Genomic DNA, 21,317 nt, shown 5'->3' with positions numbered 1-21,317 from the left:
ACGCACCCTCCGCAAAAGGTGACGCCTCCGTAAAAAGTGACGCCTCCGTAAAAGGTGACGCGGACGCGGGGGGACCTACGGCCTCAAGGCTGTTCGGGGGTTTTCCTTGTTTCGCACGTCCCTGCCGAGGTTTCTCACGTCGCCGTCCTGTCGAGGAAATCGATGACGCGGGTGTTGAGGTCGGCGGCTCCGTGCCAGGGCATCGCGTGGTGGGAGAGACCCGGCAGCACCGCGGTCTCCGCGTGGGGGAGAAGGCGCGCGACGGCGGATGCGATGCGGTGAGGGGCGTGGGCCCTGCTGCGTCCGGCGAGGAGCACCAGAGTCGGCGTCGTGAGTGTGCGCAGCAGCCCCGGCTCGGGCCGCTTCCCGGTTACGACTTTCACGTCCGGGAACTCCGCGGCCAGACCGTACAGCCGCAGCCAGGCGGGGTCGGCTTCCGCACCGCCGGTCTCCCACGTCAGGAGGGTCTGCGCGCGGGAGGCCGTCGGCCGGATGAGGTACGGCAGCGCGCGTGCCAGATATCCGGCCCGGAATCCTCCGAAACACTGCGTCGGATCGAGAAGGACGAGCCGCCGGACCCGCTGGGGCGCGTGGAGGCCGTACGTCAGGGCGATCCATCCGCCGTAGGAGTGCCCGCACACGGCGGCGCTGTCGATCCCGAGCCCGTCGAGCACGCCGTCCAGCCAGTCGAGCAGGTCGGGGACGTCGCGAGGGGGGCGTTCGCCCCGGGTGCTCCGTCCCGGCTCGCCGATGCGGTCCACGGCGTACACCCGATGCCGGCGCGCGAACTCGGCGACGTTGGCGAACCACATCGCCGAGGTCGTGCCACCGCCATGCAACAGGATCAGCGGCGAGCCGTCCGCGGGCCCGCACGCGTTCACGCGCGTCGTGCCGTACGCCGACGGCAGGTCGATCTGCTCGACCTGGACCGGCCAACGGTCCAGGACCGCGTCATAGGCGTCAAGGAAGGCCGCGTTCGCGCTGCGGTCGTCATCGGGCATGCCTCACCTCGGCAAATGGCTTGTTCAACAAGAATCTCGCTGAGCGAGATATTGTCATGATATGACAGCGGTGCGGAAGGAGACAGGCGAGGTGCAGGAGACAGGCGAGGTGCAGGAACAGGACGCCGGGATGCGAGTGGTGCACCTGCTGCGTGCCGTCACCGTGGAACTCGACCGGATCGGGGAGAGGTTCGCCGCCCGGCACGCCCTCCACCCGACCGATGTGCGTGCGCTCATCTGCCTCCTGGACGCCGCCCGCACGGGCACGTCCGCCACTCCGGGAACGCTGGGGGCGCACCTCGGTCTCAACTCCGCGGGCACCACGGCGGTGATCGACCGTCTGGAGAGGCTCGGTCATGTGCGCCGGGAACGCGACACCCGAGACCGCCGCCGTGTGCTGCTGAGAGTGGACGAGGGCGCCGTCGCGCTCGGATGGAGCTTCTTCGGCCCGCTCATCCACGAGGTCGTCGCCGTCATGGGACGGTTCGACGCCGCGGACCAGGCAACCATCGAGCGCTTCCTCGCCGGTGTGCACGAGGCTGTCACCCGGGAACGGGCCGGCCGGGAACAACACCTGTGACGTTCCCTCCCGGGCCGCCTCGGAGATCGGGGTGGCGGTCCCGCCCGGACCGAAAACCTATTATCGTAAATAAAGAGCTGTTGATAGAGTCGGGTGGTAATTCCCGTGAGGGATCGCCGCGTAACGCGCGGGCTTCGGGCTCCCGGCCGGATCGGAATGCATTACGCGGACAACGACGTGCCCTACGTATTCCGGAGCAGCCCATCCGTGGGGGGACCAGGCAGTGACAGGTGGTCGCAGAGGTCTCATGCAGGTGGAATTCTCATCGACCGGCCACATTCTTGAGATCGCCTGTGGGGACGACTGTAGCTGGGCTCTGCTGGGACCTTCGCCGGGCCCTCAGCCGTGAGGATCGCTCAGCCCACCTGATCGGGGACCCGGTCGTGTCAAGCGACGGGACGGCTGGGAAACGGGCGGGAGGCGGGTGACGGCGCCGCCGTACGGGGCCGGTGGGCGCGGTTTCCGGGGCCGGCCGGCCGGACGGCCACCCCCGGTGAAGCGATCGATCCCCCATTCAATATCGTCCGATGCATGAGCACTCACTATGACGTGGTTGTCCTCGGCGCGGGTCCGGGCGGATACGTGGCCGCCGTTCGAGCGGCCCAGCTGGGACTCAGCGTGGCGGTCGTCGAGGAGCGTTACTGGGGCGGTGTCTGCCTCAACGTGGGATGCATCCCCTCCAAGGCGCTGCTGCGCAACGCGGAGCTGGCGCACATCTTCACCCACGAGGCCAAGACGTACGGCATCCGGGTCGAGGGCCAGGTCACCTTCGACTACGGCGAGGCCTTCAAGCGCAGCCGCAAGGTCGCCGACGGGCGCGTCAAGGGCGTGCACTACCTGATGAAGAAGAACGGAATCACCGAATACGACGGCCGCGGCACCTTCGTCGACGCCAACACGCTTCAGGTGGCCGGCCGGGACGGCGGTGCGGAGACGGTGACGTTCGACCACTGCGTCATCGCGACGGGCGCGACCACGAAGCTGCTGCCGGGGACCTCGGTGACGGAACGGGTCGTGACCTACGAGGAGCAGATCCTGAGCGACGAGCTCCCCGAGAGCATCGTCATCGCGGGGGCGGGCGCGATCGGCGTCGAGTTCGCCTACGTGCTGCACAACTACGGCGTCAAGGTGACGATCGTGGAGTTCCTCGACCGCCTCGTCCCCCTGGAGGACGAGGAGGTCTCGGCGGAGCTCGCGCGGCGCTACAAGCGGCTCGGCATCGAGGTGCTGACCTCGACCCGGGTGGAGTCCATCGACGACTCCGGCGAGAAGGTGCGGGTGACGGTCTCGCGCGAGGGGCGGCAGCAGGTCATCGAGGCCGACAAGGTGATGCAGGCGATCGGCTTCCAGCCCCGCGTGGAGGGCTACGGGCTGGAGCGCACCGGGGTCGCCCTGACCGAGCGCGGCGCCATCGACATCGACGGCCGGGGCCGTACGAGCGTGCCGCACATCTTCGCCATCGGCGACGTGACCGCCAAGCTGATGCTCGCCCACGCCGCCGAGTCCATGGGGATCATCGCGGCGGAGACCATCGCCGACGAGGAGACGATGGAGCTGGACTACGTGATGATCCCGCGGGCGACGTACTGCCAGCCCCAGATCGCCAGCTTCGGCTTCACCGAGGCGCAGGCCCGTGAGCTCGGCTACGACGTGAAGGTGGCCAAGTTCCCCTTCACCGCCAACGGCAAGGCCCACGGCCTGGGCGACGTCACCGGATTCGTCAAGATCCTCAGCGACGGCGAGCACGGGGAGCTGATCGGCGCTCATCTGATCGGCCCGGAGGTCACCGAGCTGCTGCCCGAGCTGACGCTGGCCCAGCAGTGGGATCTGACGGTCCACGAGGTGGCGCGTAACGTGCATGCCCACCCCACGCTCGGGGAGGCGGTCAAGGAGGCGGTTCACGGCCTGGCCGGGCACATGATCAACATGTGAGACCGGAGGTGGGTGTCATGGCGGATCCGATCGACAAGGTGGCGTGGATCCGGATCGAGGGCGGCAGGATCCTGGGTGCCCGCTCGCGTGGCAAGGACGTCTGCTATCTCCCCGGCGGCAAGCGCGAGGCCGGGGAGACGGATCTCGACACGCTCGTCCGCGAGATCGGCGAGGAGCTGTCCGTGGCGATCGTCAGGGAGAGCGGTCGCTTCGCGGGGGTCTTCGAGGCCCGGGCGCATGGTCACGGCGAGGGCCTGACCGTACGGATGTCCTGTTACGAGGCCGACTACCGGGGCGAACTGGCGCCCGGCGGTGAGGTCGAGGAGGTCGTGTGGCTCGCCTACGGTGACCGTCATCGCGTGTCGCCGGTCGTCCGGCTGATCTTCGACGCCCTGCGGGCCGAGGGCCGGTTGACCTGAGCGGGGCCGTCCGGGAGAGGAGCGGTATTCGATCCGTGGCGTTATTCCACTTTAAAATAATTTTATAATGTAAAAAAGTTATATCAACTCTTATAGGTGCATTTGTTCTTCCTTGTCCATGTGATGGCTAAAGTCGGCCAATGGACATCGTGGCCCGTAACAACGTCAAGGTCTCCGGCCGGAGGGGCGGCAGACCCATGATCTTCTCCCACGGGTTCGGCTGCGATCAGAGCATGTGGCGATATGTGGCACCCGCCTTCGAGGACGAGTACGAGACCGTCCTGTTCGACTACGTCGGAGCCGGACGTTCGGAGTTGTCCGCCTACTCCGCCGAGCGTTACACCTCGCTCGACGGCTACGCCCAGGACGTCCTCGACGTCTGCGAGGAGCTGGACCTCACCGGAGCCGTCTTCGTCGGGCATTCGGTCAGTGCGATGATCGGCGTGCTCGCGGCCATCCGCGAGCCCCGCCGGCTGAGCACGCTGATCCTGGTCGCCCCCTCGCCCCGCTACATCGACGACGGCGACTACGTCGGCGGGTTCAGCGGCGCCGACATCGAGGAGCTCGTCGACTCGCTCGACAGCAACTACCTGGGATGGTCGAGCCAGATGGCGCCGGTGGTCATGGGCAATCCGGACCGTCCGGAGCTGGGGGAGGAGCTGACCAACAGCTTCTGCCGTACCGACCCGGAGATCGCCAAGCAGTTCGCCAGGACGACGTTCCTGTCCGACAACCGGGACGACCTCGGAAAGGTCGCCGTGCCCGCGCTGATCCTGCAGTGCTCGCACGACGCGCTCGCTCCGCCGCAGGTGGGGCACTATGTCCACCGGGCGATCCCGGGCAGCGAGCTGACGCTGATGCGGGCCACCGGCCACTGTCCCAACCTGAGCGCCCCCGAGGAGACCATTGCCGCGATCAAGGCGTTCCTGTAGGCGAATGGCCCATGGCCGCCCGTGACGACGCGCAGGTGACCGGCGAAACCCTGGAGATCCTGGAAGACCTGTACGAGGACGCCCCGTGCGGCTATCTCTCCACGCGGGGCGACGGCATGATCATCAGGGTCAACCGTACGATGCTCGCCCTGACGGGATATCGCCGGCAGGACCTGGTCGGCCGGACCCGGATCCACGACCTGCTGGCGGTCGGCGACCGCATCCTCTACGAGACGCATTTCGCCCCGCTGCTGGCGTTGCAGGCCGGGGTCAAGGAGATCGCGGTCGACCTGAGATGCGCGGACGGGAGCAGGGTCCCGGTGCTGCTCAACGCGGTCATGAAGGAGCAGACCCGCACCCGGCCGGAGGAGATCTGGATCGGCGTCGTCGCCGCCAGCGACCGCAGAGGCTACGAACGCGAGCTTCTGCAGGCGCGGCAGCGGGCGGAGGAGTCCCAGAGGCGGGCGGTCGAGCTCGCCCGGACCCTGCAGGAGAGCTTCATCCCGCCGGCGCTGCCCCGCGTTCCCGGAATGGACGTCGCCGGGATGTACCGGCCGGCCGGACGGGGGGACGAGGTCGGCGGTGACTTCTACGACATGCACGAGGTCGTGGACGGCTGGGCCATCGCCCTCGGCGACGTGTGCGGCAAAGGCGTGCAGGCGGCCGTCGTCACCAGCCTCGCCCGGTACGCCGTCCGAGCCGCTCCCCTCCGGGACAGCAGGCCCTCGGCGGTCCTCGCCAACCTCAACGAGGTGCTGTTGAAGGAGCGGACGGACCGGTTCCTGACGGCCGTCTACGCGCAGGTCCAGCGGGACGCCCGGGACCGGTTCCGGCTCACCCTGTCCCTGGGCGGCCACTCGCCCGCCGTCCACCTCTCCAAGGAGGGGCTCATCAGCATGATCGGCCACCCCGGGACCGTGCTGGGCATCCTGGAGTCCGTGGAACTTCACGACGTCACCGTCGATCTCGCCCCGGGGGACGTCGTCGTCTTCTCCACCGACGGGGTCGTCGAGGGGCGGGGCCGGACGGGGTTCTTCGGGGAGGAGAGGATGGGGCGGGCGCTCAGCGCCGCGCGGGACGCGGACGCGGCGGGCATCGCCGGGCGCCTGATGGATGAGGTGGTGGCATTCCAGTCCGGCATGCCCAGCGATGACATCGCCATAGTGGTGCTCAAGATTCCGGAGTGAGCGGGTGCGGCCCCCGGCGGGTTCCGGGATGAGTGAGGCCGTCCGGCGGGTTCCGGGCGGCCTCCGCTTCCACCGCGGCCCGGTCCGTGCGCGGGGAGGGCGGCGATCGGCCGCGCGTCTCCCCTCAGGAACTCCTGTCGCGTCTGGCCGGAGTCCGCTGGTCCGCCTCGTCGGCGAGCTGGTCCTCCACGATCGCGCACCAGCGATGCCACCGCGCCAGGTCGAGGTGCTCGTCCACGTCGCCTACACCCGCTCTGGCCATGATCTCGTGGTTGTCGGCCGCGGTCTCGTGCGCGTTGACCAGCGCGTGGTGGCCGTGGTTGGCGAGCGCCTCACTGACGGCCAGGTTCACGGCGATCTCTCCCATCGTCCTGGGACGGTCCGGAGACCCGTCCCCCAAGCTGTTTCCGCGGAAGTCGTGGCCCTGCGCGTCGTCACTCATAGGTGCTTGAGTGCCCACCTATCCCTGGATCTATCTGGGACCTCCGATCGGATGCGGGTATCCGGCCGGACCGGAGGCCGCCCCCGCCGCCTGCGAGGACGGGCGTCGCCTCCTCGCACACTGGTGCAGACTGATGGCCATGCACACACCTGCCGGACCGGACGAGGTGCCCGGAGTCGACGTTCCCGACCGGCGCGGCCGGACCGGCCTCGACCGGGCCGGGCACGACCTGGACGGCAACCCCCGGGTCCGGGTGCGGGAGGTGGAGCTGCTCTCGTCGAGCTGGTACGTCCTGCGCAGGACGACCTTCGACTACCTGCGCACGGACGGGAGCTGGTCCACCCAGGAGCGCGAGACCTACGACCGGGGCAACGGCGCGACGGTGCTCCTCTACGACGCCGAGCGGGCGACCGTCCTGCTGACCAGGCAGTTCCGTTACCCGGTCTACGTGAACGGCCACCCCGACGGGCTGCTGCTCGAAACCGCCGCCGGCCTGCTCGACGACGACGACCCGGAGACCGCGATCCGGCGGGAGGCCGCCGAGGAGACGGGCTACGAGATCGGCGAGGTCCGGCACGTCTTCGACGTCTACATGAGCCCCGGCTCGGTCACCGAGCGCCTCCACTTCTTCGCCGCGCCGTACACCGCGGACCGGCGGACCTCCGAGGGGGGCGGGCTGGCCGACGACGGCGAGGACATCGAGGTGGTGGAGCTGCCCTTCGCCAAGGCTCTCGCCATGATCGGCTCGGGGGAGATCGCCGACGCGAAGACCATCATGCTGCTGCAGTGGGCGGCGCTGTCCGGTCCGTTCGCCGGCCGAGACAGGTGAGGGGGCCGGGGGTCGGCGACCGGGATCTCGTGGAAGCCGAGGCGGTGGTAGAAGGTCCGGGCCGGGGTGTTGGCGCTGACCATGCCGAGGCGTACGGCCGGACAGTGGTCATGCGGGCGATGATGCCCTCGTGGGAGCGCTCTCTCAAGATCTGCGGCAGGCGGGCGTCTCCGGGCGGCGGTATCCGCCTTCCCGCGCCTGCCGCCGGGGCAATACCCTGCACCGCATGATTGAGGTGGAACTGAGGGGCTGGCGGCCCGACGACGCGCCGGTCCTGATCCGGGCGTTCGGCTCGCCGGACATGGCGCAGCAGGCGGCGCGGCCGATCGACACCCCTCAGGCGGCACTGGAGTGGATGGGGACGTGGGGCTTCCGGGACGACGCCCAGGCGTTCGCCGTGGTGCTGGACGGTCAGGTCGTGGGGAACGTCGCGGTGAGCAACATCGACGCGCACGCCAACGGCTGGGTGTCCTACTGGACGACACCGCAGGCCAGGGGGCGCGGGGTGGCCGTGGCCGCGGCCCGGAAGCTGGCGGAGTGGGCGTTCCGGGAGCGGGGGCTGTTCCGGCTTGAGCTGGGGCACCGGCTCAACAATCCGGCCTCCTGCGCGGTGGCGACCAGAGCGGGGTTCCTGACCGAGGGGGTCGAACGGGCCAAGCTGAGCTACGGAGGCGTGCGATACGACGTGGAACGGCACGCCCGCCTGGCCACCGACTGACCCGCCGTACGGGCCGGAGAGGGGCAGACACGGCCTCCCTGTGCGCCCGGGGCCGCGTGGAGCGGCGGGCTACAGCGCCTTGAGTCCGGCGAGCACGTCGCGCAGCACGCTCTCCTGGGGGAGCGCGACGTCGTTCACCGGGAGCCGGACGGTGATCAGGCCGGAGTCGCGCAGGTCGCCGAGGAGCACCCGGATCACCCCGATCGGCATGCCGGTCTCCGAGGCCATCTCGGCGACCGAGACCGGCAGGCGGCAGGCCTTCATGATCTGAGTGTGTTCGGGAGGCAGGTCCTGCGGCGGGGTCCTGATCGCCACCACGATGGCGATCAGGTCGAACCGGGCACCGGCGGCCCGGGTCCGGCCGCGGGTGAGCGTGTACGGACGGACGATGGGTCCGGCGTCCTGGTCAAGCCAGCGTTCCGTCATTCCGCCCCACTTTCCTGTTCCGCACGGCGCCATCCGTCGCGGAACGACGTCATCACACTGCTCGGGGCCCGCTCCGCCGCCTCAGCCGATACGGTCCGCCGCTCGGGCACGGCCTGCCGTACGCGCTTGGGCAGACCGCTGCCGGTGGTGACCCACTCGACCTCGGCCGAGTAGGCGGCCTGGCGGTCGGGCGTCGCGACCACCAGCTCGCCGGGCAGGAGCACGATCGCCGTGGTGCCGCCGAAGGGGGAGGGGCGCAGCGAGACGCGGATGCCGTGCCGGGCGGCGAGCTGCGTCACGACGAACAGGCCGAGCCGGTCGCTGTCGGCCAGGTCGAACTCCGGTGGGTCGGCCAGCCGCCGGTTGAGCTGGGCCATCTCGTCCGGGGAGATGCCGAGCCCGCGGTCCTCCACCTCGATGGCGTAGCCCCTGGCCACCATCTCGCCCTGGATGTTCACCGTGGTGTGCGGGGGCGAGAAGATGGCGGCGTTCTCCACCAGCTCGGCCACGAGGTGGATCACGTCGGTCACGACCGTGCCGACCACCGCGGGCCCCTGCGGCACGTTCACCGTCACGCGCTGGTAGTCCTCGACCTCCTCGACGGCGGCGCGGACCACGTCGTAGATCGTGACCGGTGTCCGCCAGCCCCGGCCGGGGACCGCGCCGGACAGGATGATCAGGCCCTCGGAGTGGCGGCGCATGCGGGTGGTCAGGTGGTCCAGGCCGAACAGGTCGTCGAGGGTCTCCGGGTCGCTGGCCCGCTGTTCCATCGCCTCCAGCATGGAGAGCTGCCGGTGCAGGAGCGACTGGCTGCGCCTGGCCAGGTTCACGAAGACCTTGTTGACGCTCTTGCGCATCTGGGCCTGGCCGGCGGCGGCCTCGACGGCGGTCCGCTGGACGGAGGAGAACGCCTTGCCGACGTTCACGATCTCGGTGGTGGTGCCGTAGTTCAGCTCCTGGGCCTCGGAGCAGACGTCCTCGCCCCGGCGGAGCCGCTCGACGACGTCCGGCAGCCGGCTGTGGGCCAGGTCGAGGGCCGCCTGCTGGAGGCCGACGAGCTCGGTGCCTATCCGGCGGCCGAACCGCACCGAGACGAAGATGGACATCGCGACCGCGATCAGGCCGAGCCCGCCGGCGATGCCGATCTGGAGCAGGATGCCGTTGGCCAGCGGCCCGGACCGGTCGCTGATGCCCTTGCTGACGTCTCCGCCGAGGTCGTCGAAGGTGTCGGAGACCTTCGCCGCGACCGTCGCCCAGGAGGGGGCGGGCCTGCCCGCCGTGGTGACGGCCTTCTCGATCCGCTCGAACGAGGCGTAGGCGCCGGAGTTCTGCAGGCTCCGGTAGAGCTCCTGGAACTCCTCGTCGAACTGGTTGAAGCCCATGGAGTAGAGCAGCCTGCGGCCGGTGGCCAGCTCGCTGAACTTGGCGCGCTCGTCGGTGCTCATGCTGCCCTCGGCCACGGCGCCGGCGATCAGCGCGGCCTGCTGGCTGAGCATCTCGCGGCTGCGGCCCATCAGGACGACGGCGCGGGTCTGGTCGTTCAGGTCGATGTCCGAGGACAGCCGGATCTTGTCGTAGACCTCGAAGGCGGCCCCGACGATCGCGTTGTAGGCGTCGAGGGTCTGCGTCTGGCCGGCGGTGCGGGTGTCCACCTCGCTCCGGATCTCGGTGAGCCGCTCCAGCGAGCTCAGGAGCTTGACCAGGCGGTCCCGCACGGCCGGGGCCGTGCCCTCCCGGAGGGTGGGGGCCAGCCGCTCCAGATCCGCCCGGGCGGTGTTCGTCCGGATCCGCTGGGCGTCGAGTTCGGTGCGCGAGATCGTCGAGCCGCCCAGGACGGACAGGGACAGCAGCCGTTCGTGCTGGATCGCGGTGGTCACCGCCCGGGTGGGGAGGACGCCGCGTTCGTATCCCTCGCCGGCCCGGAGCAGTTCCTGGCCGCTCTGGAGGGTGAGGGTCGCCGCAAATGCCCAAATCGCCACAAGAGAGACAATCGGCACTATAAGGAGGGTGAAAATTTTGACCCTGATCGAGTGGTTGCGGCCGACCATAATACCTCGCACTACAGATATGTGCGGTTAACAGTGGCGAAACCCTAGCAACGCGGATCATCGACGACCAGAGATGCGGGTGATTCATATCAAGAAAGGATTTGTAGCTTTCGGGCTACTGCGAACCAACGCCGCCCGGGGCACGTCTTCCAGAGAGAGGGGGGATGTGCTCATGAAGCAGATCGCGGAACTGATCGGGCTGGAGGCTGACCGTGCGGCGGAGGCGGCTCTGGCGCACGGCGGCGAGCTGGAGAGGTCGGGGGCGGTACAGCTCGTCAGGTTCAGCCCGTCACTGATCACCGCGGAGGTGGACGACGGCGCCGCGTATGTGGAGTTCCGGGTCGTCGACGGCGTCCTGCGCTGGTACTGCACCTGTGCGGAGGGGCGGGGCGGGGCCCTGTGCGCTCACTGCGTGGCCACGGCTCAGTCGGTCAGGAAGAGGACCGACAGGAAGGCCTCCCCCGGGGCGTCGTCGCCGACGGCCTCGGCGAGCACGGCGCGGATCGCCCTGTAGGCCCGGCGGCCCGAGGCCGGATCTCCTTCGCATGCCCTGAGCTGGACCTTCGTTACCCCCTCGGCTTGACTGAGTTGTCTAGTTGTCAGACAATTTGGGGATGAAGCTCGCCGTCGTGGGTGCCGCCGTGCTCTGGGGCACCGCGGGCACCGCCGGACTGCTCGTCGCCGGCGTCGACCCGATCTCCCTGGCCGCTGCCCGCCTGGTGATCGGCGGGCTGGTGCTCGCGGTCGCCGTGGGCCCGGCCGTCCGGTCCCTGCCGCGCCCGGCCCTGCTCCTGCCGGCCGCGGTGGCCGTGGCCGCCTACCAGCTCTGTTTCTTCGCCGCGGTCAGCCGGACCGGCGTGGCCGTCGGCACCGTGGTCGCCATCGGCAGCGGCCCCGTCTTCACCGGCCTGCTCTCCTGGGCACTGGACCGGGTGCCCCCCACCCGGCGCTGGGCCGGGGCGACCGCGGTGGCGATCGCGGGCTGCGCCGTACTCACCGGCGGGGGCGGCCAGGCGCGGCTGGACGGGATCCTGCTCGCGCTGCTCGGCGGCCTGCTCTACGCGTTCTACGCGGTGACGGCGGCCCGGGTGATCGGTACGGGAGCCTCCTCCGACGCGGTGATGGGCGCCATGTTCGGCGGGGCCGCGGTCGTGATGCTCCCGGTCCTGCTGTGGACGGGCACCGCCTGGCTCGCCGAGCCGCGCGGCCTGCTCACCGCCCTCTACCTCGGCTGCGCCACCACCGCACTGGCCTACATCCTGTACGGCAGAGGACTGCGCACCACCCCTGTCGCGACCGCCGCCACCCTCGCGCTCGCCGAGCCCGCGGTCGCCGCCCTGCTCGGCGTCGTGGTTCTCGGCGAACAACTCACGCTCGTCTCGGCCGCGGGGCTGGTGCTGCTCGGCGCGAGCCTGGTCGTGGTGGCCCTTCCCGAACGGTGGTCCAGCCGCCAGGGCCGAGCCGCGGCAATAGAGTCGTCGGCGTGACCATTCCGCTCCGCCCCGTCTCCGCCGTCAGCGCCCTCGCCGACGCCCTGCGCCGCCGGGTCCTGTCCGGCGAGATGCCGCCGGGCACCCCGCTGCCGGAACAGGAGCTCTCCGCCCTGTACGGCGTGGCCCGGCCGACCGTCCGGGAGGCGCTGGCCGTGCTCGTGCACGAGGGGCTGCTCAGACGCGAACGGCACCGCAGCGCCCAGGTGGCCGAGGTGACCCTGGCCGATCTGGACGACCTGATGTTCGTGCGGCGCCCGCTGGAGGACCTGATGGCCACCTCCCTGGCCGGGCGGCGGGTGGAGGAGGCGGACGGGGCGCTGGTGCGGATGGCCGGGCTGCCCGGTGACGCCCCCTGGTCCGACGTGGTGGCCGAGCACATGGCGCTGCACCAGGCGCTGATCGTCGCGGTGGGCAGTCCCCGGCTGGAGCGGCTCTACGCCACGCTGGCCGCCGAGACCCGCCTCGGCCTGGTACGCCTGCGCGCCGTCTACGCCGACCGGGACGTGCTGGTGTCCGAGCACCGGGACCTGCTCGACGCGATCGGCCGGGGGCCGGTGGAGACGGCGAGACGGGCCGTGGCCGCGCACCTGGATCACGGCTGGGGCGCGGAGTAGCCGTACGGGGGCGGGCGGCGGTCATGTGCCCGGGGCGCGGTCAGGACGTGAGGTAGCGGCGGTCCGGGATGTGCCTGGGGCGTGGTCAGGACGTGAGGTAGCGGCGGTCCGGGGGCGGGCGGCGATCACGTGCCTGGGGCGCTGCCGGAGTGGGCGGTAGCGGGGCGGTTCGCGTGCCCGCGCCGGTCGCCCGACTTGCGCGCTTCTCTTGCACCGGATGCCCTGGAGTCGTCACAATCGCGGCCATGCACGGCAATTCAGTGCCGGACTCCTACGTGTATGTCACCGAAGAAGGCGTGACCCGCCACTACGCGGACGGCAGCGTTGACGCCCTCGCGTGGGAGGACGTCGTCGAGGTGCGCGTCGTGGGTGACCCGGACATCCTGTACATACTCCTCGATCGTGACGGCCAGGGGTGCGTGGTTCCCCAGTCGGCCACCGATACCGCTTTCCTGGCCCGTCTCCGCTACCTTCCGGATTTCGACCTCGACCGGCTCGGCGAGGCGGTCGACGCCGCCCGCGACGACTATGTCGTCGTCTGGCGCAGCCCTGAGCCCCCGTCCCCCCTGCCGGATTTCGAGTACGACTAATTCCTTGTCTCCGGACGGATCAGAAGCGGCAAACCTACATGTTTGGACCGTTCCGTCAAGATGTTCCGTCTGCCCCACTTAGGCCAGTAGTGGACAGAGGCCAGTATTCCCCTGCCAAATCTTGATCACTAGGATTTCCATGGGTATCCACGCTCCTGATGCATTAGAGAAATCTGTCAACCAATGAAACGAGGCGGGCGTCTCGTTATCTGTTAACGCTGGGGCATCTGGGTGGGGTGGGGTATGAGGGTGGGGACACAGGAGCCCGCTGTCGCGCTCCTCGGCAGTTCGGTACGCGCCGCTCCGAGCATCTGGACGCGGTCCTACGCGAGGATTCTGCTGGCCGGGGACCTCGCGTGCGCGGTGGTCGCCTGCGAGGCGGTCCTGGGGGTCCGCCTCTGGTTCGGCGCCTACATTCCGGGGACGGAGGCGCTTCTGGGGCTCGGACTCGCCCTGGCGTGGCCGTTCTCCCTGGCGGTGGGAGGCGCTTACCGCAAGCGTGCGCATGGTGAGGGGACGGAGGAGTTTCGGGCGGTTTTCGACGGCGGGGTTGGTTTGACCGCTGCTGTCGCGATCGGGGCTTATGCCACGCAGACAACTATTGCTCGTAGTTTCGTAATGGCGATGTTCCCTCTCGCCCTCATTCTCACGATCGTTTTCCGGTACCGGATGCGGAAACGGCTCCACCGGCGGCGCTCCTTCGGGGAGTACATGCGCCAGGTGGTCGTCGTCGGGCACCGGGAGTCGGTGCTCGATCTGGTGATGCAGCTGCGGAGGCAACCGCACCACGGCATGACGGTGGTCGCCGCGTGCCTGCCGTCGGGCTCCGAGGGCCTGGACATCGACGGGGTCCCGGTCCTCGGGGGCTTCGGCGACGTCCCCGACGTGGTGGCCGAGGTCAACGCCGACACCGTCGCCATCCTGGCCTGCCCCGAACTGGACGGCGCGGCACTGCGCCGGCTCGCCTGGGGCCTGGAGGACGCCCGCACCGACCTGTTCGTGGCGCCCGCGCTCATGGACGTGGCGGGCCCGCGCATCAGCATCCGCCCGGTGGCCGGGATGCCGCTGCTCCACGTCGAGCATCCCGAGTTCGACGGCGCCAAGCACCTCGCCAAGAACCTGTTCGACCGGGTCGGCGCGGGCCTGGCCCTGCTGGTGCTGTCCGTCCCCATGCTGGTCATCACCCTGCTGATCCGCACGACCAGCACGGGCCCGGCCCTGTTCCGGCAGGTCAGAGTCGGCAGGGGCGGCCGGGAGTTCAACGTCGTGAAGTTCCGCACCATGGTCAACGACGCGGAACGGCTCAAGACGGACCTCCAGCGGCACAACGAGTTCGACGGCGTGCTCTTCAAAATGAGGAACGATCCACGGATCACCCGTGTGGGAGCCTTCCTCCGCCGTTACTCCCTCGACGAGCTGCCGCAGCTGCTCAACGTGCTCCGCGGGGAGATGTCGCTGGTCGGGCCGCGGCCCCCGCTGCCCGAAGAGGTCAAGCAGTACGGCGAGGACGTGCGCCGCCGCCTGGTCGTCAAGCCCGGCATGACCGGTCTGTGGCAGGTCAGCGGCCGCTCCGACCTGACGTGGGAGGAGTCGGTCCGCCTGGACCTGCGCTACGTCGAGAACTGGTCACTCTTCCTGGACCTGCAGATCCTCTGGAAAACCTGGAGCGCCGTCACCGGCGGAGAAGGGGCCTACTAGCCGTGAAAGCACTCGTGCTCGCCGGGGGGTCGGGCACTCGGCTGAGGCCGATCACCCACACCTCCGCCAAGCAACTCGTCCCGGTGGCCAACAAGCCCGTCCTGTTCTACGGGCTCGAGGCCATCGCCGCGGCCGGCATCCGGGAGATCGGGATCGTCGTGGGCGACACGCAGGCCGAGATCGAGGCCGCCGTCGGCGACGGCTCCGCGCTCGGCCTGCAGGTGACCTACATCCGCCAGCAGGCCCCGCTCGGGCTCGCCCACGCGGTGCTGATCGCCCGCGACTACCTGGGTGACGACGACTTCGTCATGTATCTCGGCGACAACTTCATCCTCGGTGGCATCAACGGCATCGTCGACCGGTTCGTCCACGACCGGCCGTCCGCCCAGATCATGCTCACCCGGGTCGGCGACCCCCGCCAGTTCGGCGTCGCGGAGCTCGACGCCGGGGGGCGCGTGGTCGGGCTGGAGGAGAAGCCGGCCGACCCCAAGAGCGACCTGGCCCTCGTCGGCGTCTACCTGTTCACCCCCGCGATCCACGAGGCGGTGGCCGAGCTGAAGCCGTCGTGGCGGGGCGAGCTGGAGATCACCGACGCGATCCAGTGGCTGATCCAGGAGGGGCACGAGGTCGAGTCCACCGTCATATCCGGCTACTGGAAGGACACCGGGAACGTCACCGACATGCTGGAGGTCAACAGGCTGGTCCTGGAGTCCCTGGACGGTCGTGTCGACGGCCGGGTGGACGGCGCCAGCGAGCTGATCGGCAGGGTGGTCGTCGAGCCGGGCGCCGTGGTCGAGCGCTCCCGCATCGTCGGCCCGGCGATCATCGGCGCCGGGGCCCGGGTCCTGGACAGCTACGTCGGCCCCTTCACCTCCATCGCCGCCGACTGCTTGGTCAGCGGCAGCGAGATCGAATACTCGATCGTGCTGCCCCGCTCCTCGATCTCCGGGGTGTCCCGGATCGAGGCCTCGCTCATCGGCCACGACGTCGAGGTCACCCCGGCCCCCAACACCCCCAGAGCCCACCGTCTCGTGCTGGGCGATCACAGCAAGGTTCAGATCAGCTCATGAAGATCTTGGTCATCGGTGGGGCCGGGTTCATCGGCTCCCACTACGTCCGCACGCTCGGCGCGGACGGCGTCGCCGTGACTGTTCTCGACAAGCTCACCTATGCCGGGAACCGGGCGAACCTGGCGGGCGCCGCCCACGAGTTCGTGCACGGCGACATCTGCGACGCCGGGCTCCTGGCCGAGGTGGTGCCGGGCCACGAGGTCGTCGTCAACTTCGCGGCCGAGTCCCACGTGGATCGCTCCATCGACGGCGCCGGGGAGTTCGTGCGGACCAACGTGCTCGGCACGCAGACCCTGATGCAGGCGTGCCTCGACGCGGGCACCCGCCGGGTGGTCCAGGTCTCCACCGACGAGGTCTACGGGTCGATCGACACCGGCTCCTGGAAGGAGGACGCGCCGGTGCGGCCGCGCTCGCCGTACGCCGCGGCCAAGGCGGGCGGCGACATGATCGCCCTCGCCTACGCGGTCACCCACGGCCTGCCGGTCTCCATCACGCGCTGCGGCAACAACTACGGGCCCCACCAGTATCCGGAGAAGGTGATCCCGCTCTTCGTCACCAACCTCCTGCGGGGACGCAAGGTCCCGCTCTACGGTGACGGCGGCAACGTCAGGGACTGGATCCACGTCGCCGACCACTGCGCGGGCATCCGGCTCGTGGCCGAGCGGGGCGAGCCGGGCGAGGTCTACCACATCGCCGGTACGGCGGAGCTGACCAACACCGAGCTGACCGCCCGGCTGCTGGCGGCCTGCGGCGCCGGCTGGGACATGGTCGAGCACGTCGAGGACCGCAAGGGGCACGACCGCCGCTACTCCCTGGACGACTCCCGGCTGCGTGCCCTCGGCTACCGGCCGGCCGTCCCGTTCGAGCAGGGCCTGGCGGAGACCGTCCGCTGGTACGCCGACAACCCGGACTGGTGGGAGGCCGCCACGGATCGTCGCGGCGGGGACAGCGCGGGCGCGGGGCTCGCGACCGTGGGCGTCGAGCAGACAGGTGGGAAGATCGCATGAGCCGGTGGTTGATCACCGGGGCTTCCGGCATGCTCGCGACCGAGCTGCTGGGCCGCCTGCAGGCCGCCGGGGAGTCCGTCCTCGCCCTGCGCAGGGACGAGCTCGACCTCCGCGACGGGCCCGCCGTACGGCATCTGGTGTCGGCCTGCCGGCCGGACACCGTGGTGAACTGCGCGGCGTGGACGGCGGTGGACGACGCCGAGACCCACGAGGCCGAGGCGCTCGCCGTCAACGGCCACGGGGTGCGGGCGCTGGCCGAGGCGTGCGAGCGGCTCGGCGCGCGGCTGATCCAGCCCTCCACGGACTACGTCTTCGACGGGACCGCGCTGGACCCCTACCGGGAGGACGCGCGGACCTGCCCGGTCAACGCCTACGGGCGCACCAAGCTCGCCGGCGAGCGGGCCGTGCTGGAGGTGCTGCCCGAGACCGGCTACGTCGTGCGGACCGCCTGGCTGTACGGCGCGACCGGGAAGAACTTCGTCCGGACGATGGCGGACCTGGAGAGGACCCGGCCGTCCCTGGACGTCGTCGACGATCAGGTCGGCCCGCCCACCTGGGCCGGCGACCTGGCCGCCGGGATCATCGAGCTGGGCCGCACCGGGCCGCCGCCGGGCGTCTACCACGCCACCGGCGCCGGCCAGACGAGCTGGTACGGCTTCGCGCGGGAGATCTTCGAGCTGGTCGGCGCGGACCCGGACCGGATCACTCCGGTCTCCACCAAGGAGTTCGCGCGTCCCGCGCCGCGGCCGGCCTACAGCGTGCTGGGACACGAGCGCTGGAGCCGGGCGGGACTGCCGCCGATGCGGGACTGGCGAGAGGCGTTGCGGGGATCCGATGTCCTTGTCAGAGGCTAGGCGCGGCGCGGCCCGGGGCGCGGGCGGCGGGGTCCCGGTCGCGGCCGGATGCGGCGAGGTCGGCGTAGTGGGCCGCGCATGCGCCGTGGTCCGGCAGCAGGCCCGCGTCCAGGGCCTCCTTGAGGGTGGGGGCGGCGGCGTCCTTGTCCGACAGGATCGGCTCCACGCCGGCCGGCCAGCCGATCCCCAGGTCCGGGTCGAGCGGGTGGATCCCGTGCTCGCGCGCGGGGGCGAAGGGCCGCGAGCACAGGTAGACGACCGTGGCCTGCTCGCTGAGCGTCAGGAACCCGTGGCCCAGCCCCTCGGCGACGTAGAGCCCGCGCCGGGACTCGTCGTCCAGCAGGACGCTCTCCCAGCGGCCGAAGGTGGGCGAGCCGACCCGGATGTCCACGACGACGTCGAGGACGGCCCCGGAGACGCACGTGACGTACTTGGCCTGGCCGGGCGGCACGTCGGCGAAATGGATGCCCCGCAGGACGCCCCGCCTGGAGACCGAGCAGTTGACCTGGGCGAGGTCCAGCCGGTGACCGACGGATTCCTCCAGGTCGGCGGCACGGTAGCTCTCCAGGAACGATCCACGGGGATCAGCGTGGATGCGCGGTGTATGACACCAGGTTCCGTCGATGCTGAGGGGTTCCATGGGCCGAAGCATGCCACAGCGGAACGGTGTAACACCGCCAAAGAATCGGGCGAAATCCTAGGGTTCGCGCTCGATGAAATGATCTTGACGGAGAACGGTCGAGCCGCGTTCCGCGGCGAGGGAGCGTATTGATGACAACCTGCCGGCTGTGCGGCTCCACGAGCCTCGCCAGCGTCGTCGACCTCGGCGCGACACCGCCCTGCGAGCGGTTCCTCACCGCTGAGCAGCTCGACGAGCCCGAGGTCACCTACCCGCTGCACCTGAAGGTGTGCACCGGCTGCTGGCTGGCGCAGATCCCGCCGCTGATCACGCCGGAGGACACCTTCACCGAGTACGCCTACTTCTCGTCCTACTCGACCTCCTGGGTGGAGCACGCGCGGGAGTACGTGGACGGGGCGGTCGAGCGGCTGGGGCTGGACGAGGGCTCGTTCGTGGTCGAGGTGGCCAGCAACGACGGATACCTGCTGCAGCACGTGGTCGGGCGGGGGATCCGGTGCCTGGGCGTCGAGCCGTCGAAGAACGTCGGCGAGGCGGCCAGGGAGCGGGGCGTGCCGACGGTCACGGCGTTCCTCGGCCCGGAGACCGGCGCCGCGGTGCGCGCGGAGCACGGGCCCGCCGACCTCGTGGCGGCCAACAACGTCTACGCCCACATCCCCGACGTCATCGGGTTCACCAAGGGCCTGCGCGCGCTCGTGGCCGACGACGGGTGGGTCTCCATCGAGGTGCAGCACCTGCTCACCCTGATGGAGCACAACCAGTACGACACGATCTACCACGAGCACTTCCAGTACTACACGGTCGCCTCCGCGCAACGCGCCCTGGCCTCCGGCGGGCTGTCCCTCGTGGACGTCGAGCTGCTGCCGACCCACGGAGGCTCGATCCGCCTGTGGGCGCGGCCGCAGGAGGTGGCCGGCGAGCCGGGCGAGCGGGTGGACCGGGTGCTCGCCGCGGAGAAGGCGGCGGGCCTGCACGAGCTGGCCGGATACACCGAGTTCGCCGCCCGGGTGGCCGGCGTCCGGCGGGACCTGCTGAGGTTCCTCGTCGAGGCCGCCGAGCAGGGCAGGACGGTGGTCGGCTACGGCGCGCCGGGCAAGGGCAACACGCTGCTCAACCACTGCGGGGTCCGCGCGGACCTGCTGCAGTACACGGTGGACCGCAACCCCTACAAGCACGGCAGGTTCACCCCCGGCGCGCGGATCCCGGTCCTGCCGCCCGAGCGGATCGCCGAGGACCGGCCCGACTACGTGCTGGTCCTGCCGTGGAACCTCCGCGAGGAGCTCACCGCCCAGCTGTCCTTCGTCCATGACTGGGGAGGCCGGCTGGTCTTCCCCATCCCCCGTCTGGAGATCGTCGAGGTGAACCCGTGAAGGTCGTGCTCTTCTGCGGCGGGTACGGAACGCGGATGCGCACCGGCACCCCCGGTGACGCGCCCAAGCCCATGCAGCTCGTGGGCCCCCGCCCTCTCATCTGGCATGTGATGCGCTACTACGCGCACTTCGGGCACACGGAGTTCATCCTCTGCCTCGGCTACGGGGCGCACCACATCAAGGACTTCTTCCTGAACTACCAGGAGACCACCTCCAACGACTTCGTCCTGCGCGGAGGCAGGATCGAGCTGCTGTCCGCCGACATCTCCGAGTGGTCGATCTCCTTCGTGCAGACGGGGATCGAGTCACCGATCGGCGAGCGGCTGCGCCGGGTCCGCGACCACCTCGACGGCGAGGAGATGTTCCTGGCCAACTACGCCGACGTGCTCACCGACGCGCCGCTGCCGGAGATCATCGATCGCTTCGCCGCGTCCGACGCGGGAGCCTCCATGATGGTCGTCCCGCCGTCGGACACCTTCCACTGCGTCGAGCTCGGCGAGCACGGGATGGTCGGCGGCATCACGCCGGTCAGTGAGATGCCGCTCTGGGTGAACGGCGGATACTTCGTGCTCCGCCAGGAGGTCTTCGACCACATCCCGCCGGGAGGCGACCTCGTCGCGGACGGCTGCGCCGAGCTGGCCAAGCGCGGCCGGATGCTCGCCTACCCCCACCGCGGCTACTGGCGGCCGACCGACACGGTCAAGGAGCGGGTCGCCCTCGACGAGGCGTACTCGCGGGGCGAGCGGCCGTGGGCGCTGTGGGAACGCGGACCGGCGGTGCGGACCGCATGATCGGATTTCGGCCGGCCGGGGCGGACGGGACGACCGGGAACGGCGGGATGGGGAGCGTCGCGCTGCTCGCCGCCCACTGCGACGACCTCGCCATCGGCGCGGGCGGCAGCCTGCTGACCGTCTGCTCGGCACGTCCCGGCCTGCGGGTGGACGCGCTGGTGCTCTCCGGCGGCGGCACCGAGCGGGAGGACGAGGAGCACGCGGCGCTGGCCGCCTTCTGCCCCGGCGCCGACCTGCGGCTCACCGTGCTGAAGCTGCCCGACGGACGGCTGCCCGCGCACTGGGAGGAGGCGAAGGCCGCCGTGGAGGAGCTGCGCGCGCGGTCCGACCCCGATCTGCTGTTCGCGCCGCACCCCGCAGACGCCCACCAGGACCACCGGGGGCTGGCGCGGCTGGTGCCCACCGCCTTCCGCGACCACCAGGTGCTCGGCTACGAGATCGTCAAGTGGGACGGCGACCTCGGACGGCCGCAGGTCTACCAGCCGCTCGCCGCCGAGGTGGCCGAGGCGAAGGTGACCCTGCTCCAACAGCACTACCCCTCACAACGGCGACGGCCCTGGTATGACCGCGAGGCGTTCCTCGGGCTGGCCCGCATCCGCGGAATCGAGTGCCACGCGCGCTACGCGGAGGCGTTCCACGTCAACAAACTGACCATCGATCTGGCTGGAGGATGAACCGG

The 21,317-nt window shown here is 70.3% G+C and carries 23 protein-coding genes; 18 read left to right on the top strand and 5 right to left on the bottom strand.

What is annotated here, in order from left to right; genetic code table 11:
* Positions 1-134: 134 nt before the first annotated feature.
* The gene (locus BM085_RS21460; protein ID WP_093888741.1) at positions 135-1,001 is read right to left on the bottom strand and encodes an alpha/beta fold hydrolase; all 867 of its coding nucleotides are present in this window, start codon (positions 999-1,001) and stop codon (positions 135-137) included.
* Between the two features lie 61 nt (positions 1,002-1,062).
* Here BM085_RS21460 and BM085_RS21455 point away from each other — a divergent pair, with 61 nt between their 5' ends.
* From BM085_RS21455 to BM085_RS21435, 5 genes are all read left to right on the top strand, one after another.
* Positions 1,063-1,581, top strand: coding sequence for a MarR family transcriptional regulator (locus tag BM085_RS21455; RefSeq protein WP_218158789.1), 519 nt, complete (start codon positions 1,063-1,065; stop codon positions 1,579-1,581).
* A 531-nt stretch (positions 1,582-2,112) separates the two neighbouring features.
* A complete protein-coding gene (gene lpdA, locus BM085_RS21450; protein WP_093888740.1) occupies positions 2,113-3,513 on the top strand; it encodes a dihydrolipoyl dehydrogenase in 1,401 nt (466 codons plus the stop codon).
* Positions 3,514-3,530: 17 nt separating this feature from the next.
* Positions 3,531-3,932: an NUDIX hydrolase gene (locus tag BM085_RS21445; protein WP_093888837.1), complete on the top strand. Its 402-nt coding sequence runs from the start codon at positions 3,531-3,533 to the stop codon at positions 3,930-3,932.
* A gap of 140 nt (positions 3,933-4,072) precedes the next feature.
* Positions 4,073-4,864: an alpha/beta fold hydrolase gene (locus BM085_RS21440; protein ID WP_093888739.1), complete on the top strand. Its 792-nt coding sequence runs from the start codon at positions 4,073-4,075 to the stop codon at positions 4,862-4,864.
* Between the two features lie 11 nt (positions 4,865-4,875).
* On the top strand, positions 4,876-6,051 hold the full coding sequence (locus BM085_RS21435; RefSeq protein WP_093888738.1) for a PP2C family protein-serine/threonine phosphatase: 1,176 nt from the start codon (positions 4,876-4,878) through the stop codon (positions 6,049-6,051).
* 124 nt (positions 6,052-6,175) lie between these two features.
* On the opposite strand, the gene BM085_RS21430 is transcribed toward BM085_RS21435, so the two are convergent.
* Entirely contained in the window at positions 6,176-6,493 is a 318-nt protein-coding gene (locus BM085_RS21430) for a hypothetical protein (protein WP_093888737.1), read from the bottom strand.
* A 139-nt stretch (positions 6,494-6,632) separates the two neighbouring features.
* Between BM085_RS21430 and BM085_RS21425 the strand changes: the two genes are divergently transcribed.
* Positions 6,633-7,322 carry an NUDIX domain-containing protein gene (locus tag BM085_RS21425; RefSeq protein ID WP_093888836.1) on the top strand — a complete coding sequence of 230 codons (690 nt, stop codon included), beginning with the start codon at positions 6,633-6,635 and terminating at the stop codon, positions 7,320-7,322.
* Between the two features lie 226 nt (positions 7,323-7,548).
* Positions 7,549-8,040 (top strand): GNAT family N-acetyltransferase, encoded by a 492-nt coding sequence (locus tag BM085_RS21420; protein WP_093888835.1) that lies wholly within the window; start codon positions 7,549-7,551, stop codon positions 8,038-8,040.
* A gap of 69 nt (positions 8,041-8,109) precedes the next feature.
* Here the strand turns inward: BM085_RS21420 and BM085_RS21415 are convergent, their stop codons facing one another.
* Both BM085_RS21415 and BM085_RS21410 read right to left on the bottom strand, forming a co-directional pair.
* Positions 8,110-8,466 (bottom strand): DUF742 domain-containing protein, encoded by a 357-nt coding sequence (locus BM085_RS21415; RefSeq protein WP_093888736.1) that lies wholly within the window; start codon positions 8,464-8,466, stop codon positions 8,110-8,112.
* Positions 8,463-10,445: a sensor histidine kinase gene (locus BM085_RS21410; RefSeq protein WP_177245197.1), complete on the bottom strand. Its 1,983-nt coding sequence runs from the start codon at positions 10,443-10,445 to the stop codon at positions 8,463-8,465. The genes BM085_RS21415 and BM085_RS21410 overlap by 4 nt, the downstream gene beginning before the upstream one ends.
* Before the next feature lie 241 nt (positions 10,446-10,686).
* Between BM085_RS21410 and BM085_RS21405 the strand changes: the two genes are divergently transcribed.
* From BM085_RS21405 to rfbD, 8 genes are all read left to right on the top strand, one after another.
* Positions 10,687-11,028 carry a hypothetical protein gene (locus BM085_RS21405; protein WP_093888734.1) on the top strand — a complete coding sequence of 114 codons (342 nt, stop codon included), beginning with the start codon at positions 10,687-10,689 and terminating at the stop codon, positions 11,026-11,028.
* A 100-nt stretch (positions 11,029-11,128) separates the two neighbouring features.
* Complete coding sequence (locus BM085_RS21400; RefSeq protein WP_093888733.1) at positions 11,129-12,001, top strand: DMT family transporter; 873 nt, start codon at positions 11,129-11,131, stop codon at positions 11,999-12,001.
* Positions 11,998-12,621: a GntR family transcriptional regulator gene (locus tag BM085_RS21395; protein WP_093888732.1), complete on the top strand. Its 624-nt coding sequence runs from the start codon at positions 11,998-12,000 to the stop codon at positions 12,619-12,621. Before BM085_RS21400 ends, BM085_RS21395 begins: the two co-directional genes overlap by 4 nt.
* A gap of 245 nt (positions 12,622-12,866) precedes the next feature.
* Positions 12,867-13,211, top strand: a complete 345-nt coding sequence (locus BM085_RS21390) for a hypothetical protein (RefSeq protein WP_012887398.1) — start codon at positions 12,867-12,869, stop codon at positions 13,209-13,211.
* Positions 13,212-13,454: 243 nt separating this feature from the next.
* Complete coding sequence (locus tag BM085_RS21385; protein WP_093888731.1) at positions 13,455-14,909, top strand: sugar transferase; 1,455 nt, start codon at positions 13,455-13,457, stop codon at positions 14,907-14,909.
* Positions 14,910-14,911: 2 nt separating this feature from the next.
* Positions 14,912-15,979, top strand: a complete 1,068-nt coding sequence (locus tag BM085_RS21380) for a glucose-1-phosphate thymidylyltransferase (RefSeq protein WP_093888730.1) — start codon at positions 14,912-14,914, stop codon at positions 15,977-15,979.
* Positions 15,976-16,986: a dTDP-glucose 4,6-dehydratase gene (rfbB, locus tag BM085_RS21375; protein ID WP_093888729.1), complete on the top strand. Its 1,011-nt coding sequence runs from the start codon at positions 15,976-15,978 to the stop codon at positions 16,984-16,986. The genes BM085_RS21380 and rfbB overlap by 4 nt, the downstream gene beginning before the upstream one ends.
* Positions 16,983-17,840, top strand: a complete 858-nt coding sequence (gene rfbD, locus BM085_RS21370; RefSeq protein ID WP_093888728.1) for a dTDP-4-dehydrorhamnose reductase — start codon at positions 16,983-16,985, stop codon at positions 17,838-17,840. The genes rfbB and rfbD overlap by 4 nt, the downstream gene beginning before the upstream one ends.
* Here the strand turns inward: rfbD and rfbC are convergent.
* A complete protein-coding gene (rfbC, locus tag BM085_RS21365) occupies positions 17,830-18,480 on the bottom strand; it encodes a dTDP-4-dehydrorhamnose 3,5-epimerase (protein WP_093888727.1) in 651 nt (216 codons plus the stop codon). The genes rfbD and rfbC overlap by 11 nt on opposite strands.
* 131 nt (positions 18,481-18,611) lie before the next feature.
* Here rfbC and BM085_RS21360 point away from each other — a divergent pair, with 131 nt between their 5' ends.
* From BM085_RS21360 to BM085_RS21350, 3 genes are read left to right on the top strand one after another with little or no spacing between them, the layout of a single operon-like run.
* Entirely contained in the window at positions 18,612-19,847 is a 1,236-nt protein-coding gene (locus BM085_RS21360) for a class I SAM-dependent methyltransferase (RefSeq protein ID WP_093888726.1), read from the top strand.
* A complete protein-coding gene (locus BM085_RS21355; RefSeq protein WP_012887405.1) occupies positions 19,844-20,638 on the top strand; it encodes a sugar phosphate nucleotidyltransferase in 795 nt (264 codons plus the stop codon). The genes BM085_RS21360 and BM085_RS21355 overlap by 4 nt, the downstream gene beginning before the upstream one ends.
* Positions 20,635-21,312, top strand: a complete 678-nt coding sequence (locus BM085_RS21350) for a PIG-L deacetylase family protein (RefSeq protein ID WP_218158788.1) — start codon at positions 20,635-20,637, stop codon at positions 21,310-21,312. The genes BM085_RS21355 and BM085_RS21350 overlap by 4 nt, the downstream gene beginning before the upstream one ends.
* The last annotated feature ends 5 nt before the right edge of the window (positions 21,313-21,317 follow it).

The organism is Streptosporangium canum (assembly GCF_900113865.1).
Classification (GTDB): domain Bacteria; phylum Actinomycetota; class Actinomycetes; order Streptosporangiales; family Streptosporangiaceae; genus Streptosporangium; species Streptosporangium canum.
This window is presented reverse-complemented; position numbering and strand designations above follow the sequence as displayed.